This is a genomic window from Gluconacetobacter johannae (genome assembly GCF_014174305.1).
GTDB classification, from domain to species: Bacteria; Pseudomonadota; Alphaproteobacteria; order Acetobacterales; family Acetobacteraceae; genus Gluconacetobacter; species Gluconacetobacter johannae.
On sequence record NZ_JABEQH010000007.1, the window covers coordinates 129261 to 143309 of the forward strand.

The 14049-nt window shown below is 64.9% G+C and carries 11 protein-coding genes; 8 read left to right on the forward strand and 3 right to left on the reverse strand.

Features of this window, described 5'->3' with window-relative positions; genetic code table 11:
- The first annotated feature begins 30 nt into the window (after window positions 1-30).
- The 7 genes from HLH21_RS06685 to xylB all read left to right on the forward strand — a co-directional run bounded on the left by HLH21_RS06685 (window position 31) and on the right by xylB (window position 8616).
- Window positions 31-1659 (forward strand): FGGY-family carbohydrate kinase, encoded by a 1629-nt coding sequence (locus HLH21_RS06685; RefSeq protein WP_182942571.1) that lies wholly within the window; start codon window positions 31-33, stop codon window positions 1657-1659.
- Window positions 1660-1958: 299 nt separating this feature from the next.
- Window positions 1959-3236 (forward strand): ABC transporter substrate-binding protein, encoded by a 1278-nt coding sequence (locus HLH21_RS06690; RefSeq protein WP_182942573.1) that lies wholly within the window; start codon window positions 1959-1961, stop codon window positions 3234-3236.
- 9 nt (window positions 3237-3245) lie between these two features.
- Window positions 3246-4166: a carbohydrate ABC transporter permease gene (locus HLH21_RS06695; protein ID WP_182942575.1), complete on the forward strand. Its 921-nt coding sequence runs from the start codon at window positions 3246-3248 to the stop codon at window positions 4164-4166.
- Between the two features lie 5 nt (window positions 4167-4171).
- Complete coding sequence (locus tag HLH21_RS06700; RefSeq protein ID WP_182942577.1) at window positions 4172-4999, forward strand: carbohydrate ABC transporter permease; 828 nt, start codon at window positions 4172-4174, stop codon at window positions 4997-4999.
- 40 nt (window positions 5000-5039) lie between these two features.
- Window positions 5040-6146 (forward strand): ABC transporter ATP-binding protein, encoded by a 1107-nt coding sequence (locus HLH21_RS06705; RefSeq protein ID WP_182942579.1) that lies wholly within the window; start codon window positions 5040-5042, stop codon window positions 6144-6146.
- A 42-nt stretch (window positions 6147-6188) separates the two neighbouring features.
- Complete coding sequence (locus HLH21_RS06710) at window positions 6189-6962, forward strand: SDR family NAD(P)-dependent oxidoreductase (protein ID WP_182942581.1); 774 nt, start codon at window positions 6189-6191, stop codon at window positions 6960-6962.
- A gap of 154 nt (window positions 6963-7116) precedes the next feature.
- The gene (gene xylB / locus HLH21_RS06715) at window positions 7117-8616 is read left to right on the forward strand and encodes a xylulokinase (RefSeq protein WP_182942583.1); all 1500 of its coding nucleotides are present in this window, start codon (window positions 7117-7119) and stop codon (window positions 8614-8616) included.
- A gap of 19 nt (window positions 8617-8635) precedes the next feature.
- Here the strand turns inward: xylB and HLH21_RS06720 are convergent, their stop codons facing one another.
- Window positions 8636-10048 carry a carbohydrate porin gene (locus HLH21_RS06720; protein WP_246379349.1) on the reverse strand — a complete coding sequence of 471 codons (1413 nt, stop codon included), beginning with the start codon at window positions 10046-10048 and terminating at the stop codon, window positions 8636-8638.
- A gap of 660 nt (window positions 10049-10708) precedes the next feature.
- On the opposite strand from HLH21_RS06720, the gene HLH21_RS06725 reads away from it, so the two are divergent.
- Window positions 10709-11143, forward strand: coding sequence for a hypothetical protein (locus HLH21_RS06725; protein WP_182942585.1), 435 nt, complete (start codon window positions 10709-10711; stop codon window positions 11141-11143).
- Window positions 11144-11309: 166 nt separating this feature from the next.
- On the opposite strand, the gene HLH21_RS17150 is transcribed toward HLH21_RS06725, so the two are convergent.
- Both HLH21_RS17150 and modD read right to left on the reverse strand, forming a co-directional pair.
- Window positions 11310-12884, reverse strand: coding sequence for a globin-coupled sensor protein (locus HLH21_RS17150; protein WP_281375017.1), 1575 nt, complete (start codon window positions 12882-12884; stop codon window positions 11310-11312).
- Window positions 12885-13202: 318 nt separating this feature from the next.
- Window positions 13203-14048 (reverse strand): ModD protein, encoded by an 846-nt coding sequence (modD, locus tag HLH21_RS06735; protein WP_182942589.1) that lies wholly within the window; start codon window positions 14046-14048, stop codon window positions 13203-13205.
- Window position 14049 lies beyond the last annotated feature (1 nt).

The window sequence follows — 14049 nt, forward strand, 5'->3', positions numbered from 1 at the left end:
AGGGCAGCGCCCCGAGGAAGGACACGGCGCATGGATGTCGTTCTGGGAATCGACGTGGGGACGGGCAGCGCCCGCGCCGGGGTCTTCACCGCCGACGGCCGCAAGCTGGGGGCCGCCAGCCGCGCGACCCGGACATGGCATCCACGCCCGAATGTCGCCCAGCAATCCTCGGCCGATATCTGGCGGGCCGTGTGCGCCAGCGTGTCCGATGCGATGACCACCGCCGCGGAGCGCGCCGGCGCCCCGCTGCATGTGCGCGGAATCGGGTTTGACGCCACATGCTCGCTGGTGGTGCTGGACAGGGAAGGCGCGCCGCTGTCGGTCGACCCGCACGGCGCGGCGGGCCAGGACGTGATCCTGTGGATGGACCATCGGGCCATGGCCGAGGCGGCGCGGATCAATGCCGGGGGATATGAGGCCCTGCGCTATGTCGGCGGCGTGATCTCGCCCGAGATGGAAACGCCGAAGCTGCTGTGGCTGAAGGACCATCTTCCCGACATCTTCGACCAGGCCGGCTTTTTCTTCGATCTGCCGGATTTCCTGACCTGGCGGGCCACGGGGTCGGAGTCGCGGTCGCGCTGTTCGACGGTCTGCAAGTGGACCTATCTGGCGCACGAGGACCGATGGGACGATTCCTATTTCCGCGGCATCGGCCTGGGCCGGCTGGTGGACGAGGGCTATCGCCGCATCGGCACCGATATCCGCCCGCTGGGCGGGCATGTCGGCGCAGGATTGACCGCGCAGGCGGCCGAGGAACTGGGCCTGCCCCAGGGAACGCCGGTCGCGGTCTCGGCCATCGACGCACATGCGGGCGGCATCGGCCTCATCGGCGCGGCGCCCGCCCCCGGCGGCGCGGCATTCGACCGGCGTCTTGCGCTGATCGGCGGGACGTCGAGCTGCCACATGGTGGTGTCCTCCGCGCCGCGCTTCGTACCGGGCGTCTGGGGGCCGTATTTCGATGCGATGCTGCCCGGCCTCTGGCTGAACGAGGCCGGCCAGTCCGCCACCGGCAGCCTGGTCGATTTCGTGATCGCAAGCCATCCGGCCGCCACGGCGCTGCGCCGCCAGGCCGAGCAGGACGAGCGGACGATCTATCAGGCGCTGAACGACATCCTGGCCGGGCTGGAGCAGGGACAGCCCCCCGGCACCTGCACGCGCGATGTGCATGTCATGCCCGATTTCCACGGCAATCGCTCGCCCCACGCCGACCCCGACCTGCGCGGCATGATCTGCGGGCTGGGCCTGTCGGCAACCGATGAAGATCTGGCGTGTTTATACCTGGCGACGATCCAGGGCCTGGCCTACGGAACCCGCGACATCATCGACGCCTTGAACGGGCAGGGCTATGCCATCGACACGATCCTTGCGACCGGCGGCGGGACGAAGAATCCGGTTTTCGTCCGCGAGCACGCCAATGCGACCGGCTGCCGCATCCTACTGCCCGAGGAGCCCGATGCCGTCCTGCTGGGCAGCGCCATCCTGGGCGCCGTGGCGGGCGGGGTCCATCCGTCGATCGGCGACGGAATGGCGGCCATGAGCCGCACCGGCGCCGAAATCCTGCCCGACGCGCGGACCCGGGGGTTCCACGACGCCAAGTTGCAGGTCTTCCGCGCGATGTACGCCGACCAGAGGCAGTATCGGCAGATCATGTCCCGATAACGCGTCTTCCCGACCACACCGGACCGAACCGCCTGCCGGAACACGGCGTCACCCGACAACACGGGCGGAATGAAGAAAAAAAGGGTTGCGATATGGTGCATTCGACCACTCTGAGAGCCTGTTTGAAAATGTGGGCTGGCGAGCGAGAGCGGAACGTCGTGAAGCGCCCGGCGTGTGTTTTCGAGCACCGAAGCGGAGCGGCCTTATCGGCCGTGAGCATCGAAGCGCAGGAAACGCGCGTCGGATCGCCGCCAGCGCGCATTTTCAAACAGACTCTGAGGCGTTGGGCCGGCCTGTCCATGCTTGTGCTGGGGGCGGGGCCGGCGCATGCGGCGGGCACGCTGACGATCGCCACCGTCAACAACGCCGACATGGTCGTCATGAAGCAATTGTCCGGCGAATTCGAAAAGAGTCATCCGGACATCCATCTGAACTGGGTGACGCTGGAGGAGAATGTCCTGCGCCAGCGCGTGACGACCGACATCGCGACCCGGTCGGGCCAGTTCGACATCCTGACGATCGGCAATTACGAAGTGCCGATCTGGGCGAAACAGGGCTGGCTGGCGGCCTTGTCGCCCGACGCCGCCTATGACGCGGACGATATCCTGCCCTCGGTCCGGGCCGGGCTGACGGTCGATGGCAAGCTGTATGCCCTGCCGTTCTATGCCGAAAGCGTCATGACCTATTACCGCAAGGATCTGTTCGCCAAGGCCGGCCTGACGATGCCCGACGCCCCGACGTACGACCAGATCCGCACCTTTGCCGACAAGATCACAGACAAGGGCAACCAGATCTACGGCCTGTGTCTGCGCGGCAAGCCGGGCTGGGGCGAGAACATGGCCTATGTCACCTCGCTGGTGAACACGTTCGGCGGCCAGTGGTTCGACATGGCGTGGCGTCCCATGCTGGAGTCCGCCGAGTGGAAGGCGGCGCTGACCTGGTACGTCACCGCCCTGAAAGCCGGCGGCCCACCCGGCGCGACATCGAACGGCTTTAACGAGAATCTGGCCCTGTTCGGCAGCGGCCATTGCGGCATGTGGGTCGATTCCACCGTCGCCGGCGGCCTGCTGTTCGACCCGGCGCAGTCGCATGTCGCCGGCACCGTCGGCTTCGCGGCGGCGCCGCTCGGGCCGTACGGGAAGGGACCGACCTGGCTGTGGAGCTGGAACCTGGCCATCCCGGCCTCGTCCAGCCACACGGCGGACGCTCAGCTTTTCATCACCTGGGCGACGTCGAAGGAGTATGTGCGGCTGGTGGCGAAGACGCACGGGTGGGTCGCGGTGCCCGCCGGGACACGCCTGTCGACCTATGACAGTCCGGAGTACCAGAAGGCGGCTCCGTTCGCGTCGTTTGTCCATACCGCCATCGACCGTGCCGACCCCAACGGGCCGACGAAGCAGCCCCGCCCCTATGGCGGCGCGCAATTCGTCGCCATTCCCCAGTTCCAGGCCATCGGCACCCAGGTCGGGCAGATCGTCGCCGCGTCCTTGTCGGGCCAGACGAGTGTCGAGCAGGCCCTGGCGACGGCCCAGGCGTCGGTGACACGCACCGTGCGCCAGTCCGGCCTGATGCGGTAGGAGGGGCAGATGGACCAGGCGGCAGGACGGATCCCGGTCGCGGCGGCGCCTGTGGGCAGGCCGTCGCGTGCCCGGCGCACCGGCGGGGCGCTGCTGCTGTCGCCGGCGGTCATCCTTCTGCTGGTGTGGTCGCTGGTCCCGCTGGCGATGACGCTGTGGTACTCGGTCCGCCGCTACAATCTGGTCGACCCAACCCAGGTCGGGTTCGCGGGCCTGGGCAATTACTGGTACCTGCTGACCGATCCCGATTTCCTCACCGCGTTGTTGAACACCGCCATCCTGGTGGGGGGCGTTCTGGTCATCACCGTGGGGCTGGGCACGCTCCTGGCCGTGCTGTTCGACCAGTCGTTTCCTGGGCGCGGGATCGCACGGGTTCTGGTCATCTCCCCGTTTTTTGTCATGCCGACGGTGTCCGCCCTGTTGTGGAAGAACCTGATGCTGCACCCGATCTACGGCGTCTATTCCGCCATGATGCGGGCGGTGGGGCTGACCCCGGTGGACTGGCTGTCGCGCTATCCGCTGGCGACGCTGGTCATGATCGTGTCGTGGGAATGGCTGCCTTTCGCGATCCTGATCCTGCTGACGGCGATCCAGTCGCTGGATGCCGAACAGAAGGAGGCCGCGCGCATGGACGGCGCGGGGCCGCTGGCGCAGTTCCGCTATATCATCCTGCCGCATCTGTCGCGCGCCATCACGGTCGTCATCATGATCGAGACGATCTTCCTGCTGGCGGTCTTTGCCGAGATTTCGGTCACCACCGCGGGCGGGCCGGGCGTTGCGTCCACCAACCTGGCCTTCCTGATCTATTCCCGCGCGTTGCTGCAATTCGATGTCGGCGGCGCATCGGCGGGCGGGGTGGTGGCCATCGTCATCGCCAATATCGTGGCGGCGTTCCTGCTGCGCGCCGTCGCCCGCAACCTGGAGGCCTGACGCCGATGACCCGGAAGCGCGCGCGCCTGCGGCGCATTGCCATCGGCGGGGCGGCCTGGGCCGTCGCGCTGTGGGTGTTCTTTCCCATCCTGTGGATGGTGCTGACCGGCTTCAAGACCGAGCCCGACGCGATTTCGACGCCCCCGCACCTGATCTTCCACCCCACCCTGTCGAGCTATCGCGAGGTCTTCGCCCGCGAGACATACTGGCACTTCGCGCTGAACAGCGTCGCCATTTCCGTCCTGGCCAGCATCGCGGCCATCCTGCTGTCGATCCCGGCGGCCTATGCCATGGCGTTCCTGCCGGGGCGGCGCACGCGCGGCACGCTGTTGTGGATGCTGTCCACCCGCATGCTGCCGCCGGTGGGCGTGCTGGTGCCGATCTACCTGCTGGCGCGCGGCATGGGCCTGCTGGACAGCCGCACCGGGCTGGTCGTGATCTATACGCTGACCAACCTGCCGATCATGGTCTGGATGCTGTACACCTTCTTCCGCGAGGTGCCGATCCCGATCCTGGAGGCCGGGCGCATGGACGGCGCCACGCGCTGGCAGGAAATCACGCAGGTGCTGCTGCCGCTGGCGCTGCCGGGGATCGCGTCGACCGGGCTGCTGTCGATGATCCTGTGCTGGAACGAGGCGTTCTGGTCGCTGAACCTGACATCCTCCGCCGCCGCCCCGCTGCCGACCTTCATCGCCTCGTTCTCCTCGCCCGAGGGCCTGTTCTTCGCCAAGCTGTCCGCGGCATCGACGCTGGCGGTGGCGCCCATCCTGGTCTTCGGGTGGCTGAGCCAGAAGCAGCTTGTCCGCGGGCTGACCTTCGGCGCGGTGAAATAGCCGGACGATCTGAACCATACAGGATTGCCAGGGGGGCGTCATGGCGACCGTAGAATTGCGGGACATTCGCAAGACCTATTCGGACGAGGAGATCATCAAGGGGGTCTCCCTCACGATCCACGACCGGGAATTCGTCGTCTTCGTCGGGCCGTCCGGCTGCGGCAAATCGACCCTGCTACGCATGATCGCGGGACTGGAGGAGATCACCGCCGGCGAACTGCTGATCGACGGGGTGCGCGCCAACGAGAAGGGGCCGGCCGAGCGCGGGCTGGCCATGGTGTTCCAGTCCTACGCGCTGTATCCGCATATGAACGTCTACCGGAACATGGAATTTTCCCTGCGGCTGGCCGGCATGCCCGAGGCCGAGCGGCGGCAGCGCATCGCCGACGTCGCGCGAATCCTGCAACTGGAACCCTATCTGGACCACAAGCCGGGCCAGTTGTCCGGCGGCCAGCGGCAGCGCGTCGCGATCGGGCGCGCCATCGTCCGCAACCCCAAGGTCTTCCTGTTCGACGAACCCCTGTCGAACCTGGACGCGGCCCTGCGCGGGCAGATGCGCGTGGAACTGGCGACGCTGCACCGGCGGCTGGGGGCCACGACCATCTACGTCACCCACGACCAGGTCGAGGCCATGACCATGGCCGACCGCATCGTGGTCCTGCGCCGGGGCGTGGTCGAACAGATCGGCACCCCGCTGGACCTGTATCACCGGCCGCGCAACCTGTTCGTCGCACAGTTCATGGGGTCGCCGGCGATGAACGTGCTGCCGGCGCATATCGTCTCGGTCACCGATCGCACGGCGACGGTCACCACCGGCCCCCTGACCGTGACCGTGCCTGTCCATGCCGGGTCGTTGCAGCCCGGGGCAGCCGTCACGCTGGGGGTGCGGCCCGAACATATCGGGCTGGACATGGCCGGTGCGCCGCAGGGCCTGGTCGAGATCAGCGAGCGCCTGGGCGCCGCGACGCTGCTGCATGTGCGCCTGTCCGACGGGCGGCAGATCGTCGTGCAGACCGGCGGCGACAACATGAACGCCCCCGACAGCGCGGTCGGCGTGACCCCCGATCCCGCGCATTGCCACCTGTTCGACGCCGACGGCGTCGCGCTGGATCACCTGGCCGCGCACCCGTTGCAGGTCGGGTCGTAGCCCCTCTTTTCAACCGGCTGACATGCTTGGGATGCGAATGGAATGTATACGCAAAAGCTTCGCCTGGACGGTCGCACCGCCATCGTGACGGGCGGCGCCCAGAATATCGGCCTGGCCTGCGTGACGGCGCTGGCGGAATTCGGCGCACGCGTCATCATCGCCGACCTGGACGAGGCGCTGGCGACCAGCGCCGCCGAGGCCCTTCGTGCCGAGGGCCTGGACGTGGCGGGCACCAGGCTGGACGTGACCAGCACCGAACAGGTGGATGCGGCCGCATCGCGCCTGCGGGCCGAGGAAGATCATATCGACATCCTCGTCTGCAATGCCGGCATCTGTATCTCCGAGGTCAGGGCCGAGGACATGACGGACGCCCAGTGGCTGAAACAGGTCGATATCAATCTGAACGGCATCTTCCGCTGCTGCCGGGCCTTCGGGCGCATCATGCTGGACCAGGGGGGCGGCGCGATCGTCAATATCGGTTCGATGTCGGGCCTGATCGTCAACAGGCCGCAGGAACAGGCCGCCTATAACGCGTCGAAGGCCGGCGTTCACCAATATACCCGTTCGCTCGCGGCGGAATGGGCGACGCGCGGTATCCGCGTCAACGCCGTCGCGCCCACCTATATCGAAACGACGCTGACGCGCTTCGGCATGGAACAGCCACGGCTGTACGACGCCTGGCTGGACGGCACGCCGATCCACCGCGTCGGCCAGCCGGACGAGGTGGCATCCGTCGTCCAGTTCCTGGCCTCCGACGCAGCCAGCCTGATGACGGGGGCGATCGTCAATGTCGATGGCGGCTTCACCGTGTGGTAAGCAAAGGCAAGGGTTTCACCCTTGACCCACCAAGGGCATAACCCTTTGGAAACCCAGGACTTTGTGAAACGAATGGGATGCAAGGGCCGAGGCCCTTGCCGGGTTCGGGCAGAGCCCGACCTTCCTTTTCCATGGAACCATGACGCGGACTGCCATGACCTACCTGGGACTCGATATCGGCACCACCGCGACGAAGGCGATCCTCGTCGATGACCGGCAATCGGTCCTGGCGGCCGCCACCGTTCCGTCGCGCATCGACCAGCCCGGGCCGGGCCTGAGCGAGCAGGATCCCGAAACATGGGTGGAAGGTATCCGCCTGGCACTGGCGCGGCTGAAGGCCACCGCGCCGGAACCCTATGCCGCCATCCGCGCGATCGGCCTTTCGGGGCAGATGCACAGCGTCGCGCTGCTGGACGACCGGCTGCGCCCCGTGCGCCCCGCCCTGCTGTGGAACGACACGCGCGGCCAGGCGCAGGCCTGCCGCCTGCAACAGGATGTGCCGGGCCTGGGCCGGGCGACGGGCGTGCGCCCCATGGCCAGTTTCAGCGCGGCGAAACTGCTATGGATCCGCGAGAACGACCCTGCCGCGTTCGCGGCCATGCGGCATGTGCTGTGGGCGAAGGATTATGTGCGGCTCTGGCTGACCGGAGACCTGGCGACAGACATGTCGGACGCTGCCGGATCGCAACTGTTCGACCAGCAAAACCGCGCCTGGTATGGCCCGGTATGCGACTATCTGGGACTCGGCGCCGATCGCCTGCCTCCCTTGCGCGAGGGCACCGATTGCGCCGGCCGCCTCCGCATGGACGTGGCGCGCGATCTCGGGCTGTCGCCCGGCGTGACCGTGGCCACGGGCGGCGGAGACACCCCGGTGGGGGCCGTCGGCCTGGGCCAGGTCGAAGCCGGGCAATCCTTCATTTCGCTGGGCACGGGGGCGGTCTACGTCACCGTGCAGGACGCATACGCGCCGGACGCCGAAATCCGGTTGCACAGCTTCGCCCATTGCGTTCCCCGGCGCTGGTATCAGATGGCCGCCATGCTGAACGGGGCAAGCTGCCTGGCATGGGTTGCCGCCCTTTGCCACGAAAGCGATATCGCCGACCTGCTGCGGCGGGTGCAGAAGCGTGGCACGCGGCCGAGCCGCGTCCTGTTCCTGCCCTATCTGCGGGGGGAACGCACGCCGTATCACGATACCGACGCGCGCGGCGCGTTCATCGGCCTCGATGCGTCGTGCGACGCGGTGGATCTGGCCAGGGCCGTGCTGGAAGGCGTTGCGTTTTCCCTGCGTCAGGGCCAGGACCTTCTGGCAGGGCAGCAGCCGATAGCCGGCCCGGTCGCGCTGATCGGCGGCGGCGCGCGCAGCACCGAATGGGCCGGCATCGTGGCGACGGTTCTGGGGCGCGAACTGGTCGTCCCGCGCCATGCCGAACATGCCTGCGCCATCGGCGCCGCCCGGCTGGCGATGGTCGCGGATGGATGGACCACGGCTGACGCCATGCCGCCTTTCGCGGCCGAGAAGACGACCGCCCCGGACCGCGACGCGATGCCGTTCTACGACGAACGGTACGCCTGTTTCCGTGACGTGTACCCCGCGCTTCGGTCGATCGGCCGGAACGCGGGGCCGCAGGACGGCTTGTCCGGGAAATCCCCGTAAGAATTTCCCGAAAGGAACACTAGAAAAGTTCGATATGGGTCTTGAAGCCGAGCATGGCCGTATCGCGCAACGCGCGCTGGCCGCCGGGATGGAAATAATACTGAAAATCGGGCGCAAACGTCATGCCCCGATAAACATGGATCTGATAGTCCACTTCCAGGTTCATGCCGTAGGATTGCGGACCATACGCGCCATTCAACAGATTCCCCGGAAGCACGCCTTGCAGCAGCTGCAATTCCTGGGTCTTCGCCGCCAGCGCCGATTCGCGAATATAGGCAAAATTGATGCCGATACCGTCTTTCGGCCGCGCCGCCCAGAATCCCCGCCCCAGGAAGCCGGCCTGATATTGCTGCGACCGCATCGAGATTTTTTCGTCGTTGTAATAGAAGCCGCCGAGGAATGTGATGCCCGCGTCCTTCGCCCCGCCCTTGAAATGATGCAGCATCTGATCGACCAACACCCACGCCGCGTTCGCGCCATGGTCCGCCCGTCGCGGCAATCCCGTCAATGCCCACGGGTCTCCGTAACCGTCACGATAGACATCCTGATGGTCGACCGTATCGCGGGCGTAGCCGATCTTGTAATGGCCGGGCAGTGTGCCGTGGTTGAAAATCGGTTCCCATCCAAATTCGATAGGGATCGCCTCGCCATTGATATCGGCGCCGTTGAGCTTGAAGCCGGTGCGATATTGTTTCACCCCATAAATGCCGGCCTGGCTGAAGAAGACACCGGTCTGGAAATAGGTCGATACGGTAGGACGAACGCGGAACCGGATGGCCCAGACCGAATCCGGGTAGGAGGAATGGGAGGTATTGTCGGACGATGCCTTGGGATTTCCACAGAAGGCATTGTTCATGAAATTGCAATACAGCGGGTTGGACGAGAAGTCGTTCAGGAACGGGATGCGGCCCGCCGCGACGTCGAACCGGCCGTGCCATAACGTCTCTTCGCCATAGGCATAGACGAAGTGTACGGCCACATTGCCGCCGGCACCATAGATTTCCTGGCTGGGGGCCACATTGTCGCCGAACATGCGGCTGGCCGGAATACCGTAACGGCCGACGAACACCGCATGCGTGCTGAAGCCGGTCAGCCCCGCCAGGCGCTCCCAGTCCGTATCGTTTTCAAACCCGTATTGCCCCGCGTTGGAACTTCCCTTACGCAGGCCGTAACCGGGTGTCACGGTACCGATATTTCCCGCAAATTCATTTGTGTTATCGAGAAGAAACGCCACCCCGCGATCGCGCAGCCAGGTGTTCCAGCCGAACGGATCCGGCCACAATGCCTCGGGCTGAGGCAGGGGCGGCACCGATGTCGACCCGAAATTGATCTGATTCAGCGGGGTTGCGACCCGGACACTCGGGTTAAGAGAGGTCTGCGCCGCCGCCCCGGTTGCGGCACACAAGGCAAGAGCGGTGCCGACGGACAGCAACGCGCTGCGTTGCGTTGGACGACAAAGATGAGTTTTCGTTTTCATTTTTCTTTGTTTTCTTTTTATTTTGGGGCATTTATTTCTTCTGAAGTCTCGATCCGCGAATTATATTTCAGAAATAAAAATACACAGAGGGCTCATCATTTTAAGTAAGTAAAACCTGAGCTATTGAGATGACCCTGTTATGGGTCGCAAAACCAAATCTATATTATATTTGTCTTTTATTTCTTATTTCCCGGCGATCTTGCCGTTTGTGCAACGTGCACTGGTTCCCCGGTCCTTGCAGCGCTCTGAACGTGGGACACAAAAAATAGTTTATGACAATTATTACACGATTGTGCGATTCCCCCCTGCATTCCGCGCGGTGGGGCAAAGGACGCCCGCAACGTCTGATTCACCGCCTTGTCGCAATCGCCACGCCCATCCCGTTCACGCGGGGGCGCAAAGCACACCACAAATGGAACGACCCGATGTGCGTTCCAATGCCTTGTTTATAGATACTTTTTCCGCGTTCCGGTCTGCGACCCGAACCCGCTCGGCGCTCATGGGGTGTCCGCACGCTCTTGCATACCCCGAGCGAGAGGTGCTCGAATATGACAAAACTTTGCTGAGCGTTGAGGGGGAGGAAACATGGCAATGCGATGCCGCGCAGGATTTTTCATGATGGGCGCCCTTGCGCTGGTAACGCTGCTGCCATCCTGCAAGAGCGCCAGCGAAATCGTGGCGCAGAAGGAGGACCATCTTGCGGCGGCGGGGTTTGCGTTCAAGCCCGCCAGTACGGCCCAGCGGCAACAGATGATAAGCCGGCTGCCGCCGCATCATTTCGTTCGGCGGATGCAGGGAGGCCAGCTGTTTTACGTCTATTCCGATCCGACGGTGTGCAACTGCCTCTATGTCGGCGATCAGTCGGCTTATGCGCGCTACCAACAGTACAGACAGGCGCAGGCTCTTGCCGATGAGCACGAAATGACGGCGATGGATTACCAGGATACGCAATGGAACTGGGGGGCCTGGGGGCCTTGGGGAGAAAGCTGGAATGGATGGAATCCAGCCTGGGGGAACTGGGACCCCGGGATGGGGCCACTCGGGTGGTGAGTGACCCTGCCCCCTGAAACGCCCGGATCGAGACCAGGGCGCTTCGGCTTCGCGACGTTTTACGACCGCAAGGCCCTGGTCACCCGCCTTTTCCGCGCAAGATCCTTCAGACCGACCTGGTGAATGGACGGCGGCACACGACCAGGCCGGGGTTCGGCGGGGGTCGCTATTGTCTCGGCAAGGCCCCCATGCTGATTCTTCTTGACGCGGCAACCGGCAGGCTCCCCCGCCCGTTGGCATAGGACGCCATCGGAATCTCGGTCTCACTGTCGAGATGGAAAGTGGCAAGCAGTTCCTTCAGTCGTGCGGCCTCCGACGCGAGGCTGCGGCTGGCGGCGGAGGTCTGTTCGACCATGGCGGCGTTCTGCTGCGTGCCCTGGTCGATCATGGCAACGGCGGCGTTGACCTCCCGCAGCCCCGTCGCCTGCTCGCGCGCGGCATCCACGATGGCCGAGACATGCTGGTTGATGTCCTTCACATCCGTAATGATGGCCTGAAGCGCCCCGCCGGTTTCGCCGACCAGAGCCACGCCTGACGCCACCTGCCGGCCGGACTTGGCGATCAGCACCTTGATCCCTTTTGAGGCCTCGGCGGCGCGCTGGGCGAGCACACGCACTTCCTGCGCGACCACGGCAAACCCCCTGCCGGCGTCGCCGGCCCGGGCGGCCTCGACGCTGGCGTTGAGCGCCAGCAGGTTCGTCTGGAAGGCGATCTGGTCCATCAGGTCGGTGATCGCCCCGATCTCGTTGGACGACCGTGAGATCTCGTCCATGATGGCGATTGCCTGTTGAACGATGGTTTCCGAATTCTCCGCGCTGGTCCTGGCGCGTGCGACAAGGTTGCCGGACTCCTCGGCCCTTTGCGCCGTGGTCCGCATTGTCGTCATGATCTGGTCAAGGGCGGCGGCGGTTTCCTCGACCGAGGCCGCCTGCCGTTCCGTGCGATAGGCCAGGTCATCGGCGGCAGTGCTGATCTCGGCGGTTGCCACCTCGACCGAGGAAGAAACAGCCTCGACCGAAAGCAGGGACTGGCGCAGGGTCTCGATGGAGTTGTTGAAATGGTTGCGTAGCGGCTGATACGCGACCGGCAGTTCGCCTTCTATCTCACAGGTCAGGTCCTTGTCGGCAAGGCAGGCCATCGCATTGCCGAAGCTCTGGGACACCAGCTTCTGCTCGTTGGCGATCGCCTCGGCCTGCGCCTTCTGCTTGGCCTTTTCGGCTTCCTCCAGATAGACGGAAATCGCCAGGTCCATATCGAGAAACACCGCCTTGGCGAGACTGCCGAGCGCCTTGCCGAAATCGGCGGCGGTCATGGTCTGCTTCGAGAAAAGGCCGGCTTTGGGGAACATCTCTTCGACGGCGGCGTTGATGAGGTGATCCAGGACGATCGCATACCCCCCGATGCACCATCTCGGCTCCAGGCCGATACGGGCATGAACCGTGCCGATCGTGCGCACCTTGGCCGCGTAGTCACCGGTGAAATCCCCGTTGGAGATGTTGACCCAATGACCGGTCTGGGCCCCTTTGGCACGGGCGATATGGTCCTCGGACGAAAAGAACTTCCGGGTTTCCGGCGTCTTGCGTACCTGTTCGTAGAACCTGTCGAGCGCGACGGGCAGTTCCCGGTCAACAACGTTTTTCAGGGACCGGAGCGCCGTGCCCGAGGCCGGTGTCATCTGCATGAAGCGCAGGCGTTCCTCGACCGCCTGCACATCACTCGTCTCGCCGTGAGAATGTTCCATGTCTGCCATGTTGTGCATCGGGCTGCTCGGGGCAACCCTCCTTTGGTGTCAAGGGTGGCGAGGGACCGAACCTGTCATTGTCCCATTCGATATTCCGGATGAAGAACGATATGTCCAGTTCTTCTAAGCGCCAGGTTGTTGCTCACATCCAATTCTGCGTGATGGGACGGCCGGGAACACGGGCGGCGTATTCATCGCACGCGGCGCAGGCCGATCGTGGAAATGGACCTGAACCCGACCAAAAACCGTGGCCGCCCGCGGGTCCGGACCAGGCCTCGCCTACCGGCATCGCGCCAGCCCACGCAGCGGCGAATGGCGCTATGCGCGATCCAGGGTGACCTGCACGTCGCGAGGCGGTGCGAAATAAGGCGCGGACGTCACGATCACGCGAGCGCCTTCAGACACGTAAGCCGCGGCGTTCGAGCGGTTGACCCCTCCCGCCGCCGCCAGAACCGGACATACGCCCCGTTCCGACAACGCATCATGAACGCGCCGCAGTTGCTGAGGAGAGAATTTTTCCAACTGCAGCACATCCGGGGCATGACCGGCGACCTCGATCGCCTGCACCGGATCCGTCACTTCGACCACGATCTTCCGTTCGGGCGCCGTCGAACGCATACGCCGGATCGCCGCGCCAATTTCCGTTTTCCCTCCCATGAACGTCATATGTTCCTGAAAAATAAGGATAGTCTCGGACAGATTGATCCGGTGCATGACCCCCCCACCGGCCAGCACCGCCCGCACCGCCAGAACCCGCGTCATGGGTGGCATCTTGCGCGTGCAGGCCACAACGGCATCCGGGTGGGCCGTCCGCGCGGCGGCCACGATCGCCTGTGTCTCCGTGGCGATACCCGACGCCCATTCCATCAGCGTCTGGGCGGATTTCCATCCCATATGCAATGCCGCCGCCGCGCCTGTGGCGGCAAGCAACAATGTACCGGCCGGCGCGGAACTGCCCGAAGGCAGGATATAGACCGTCTCCGCACCCAGGTGCCGCAGAAGCGCCGCCGCCTCCTCGGTTCCGCAGGCCACCTGATCGTCCCGGGCGACGAAGGTGATCCGGCCGGGACAGGACCCGATACCCAGCGTCCGCGTCGTCAGATCGCCGAATGCGGCATCCTCGGCCAGCAACGTGTCGATCAGCCCGGCCGGTATGCCATACATT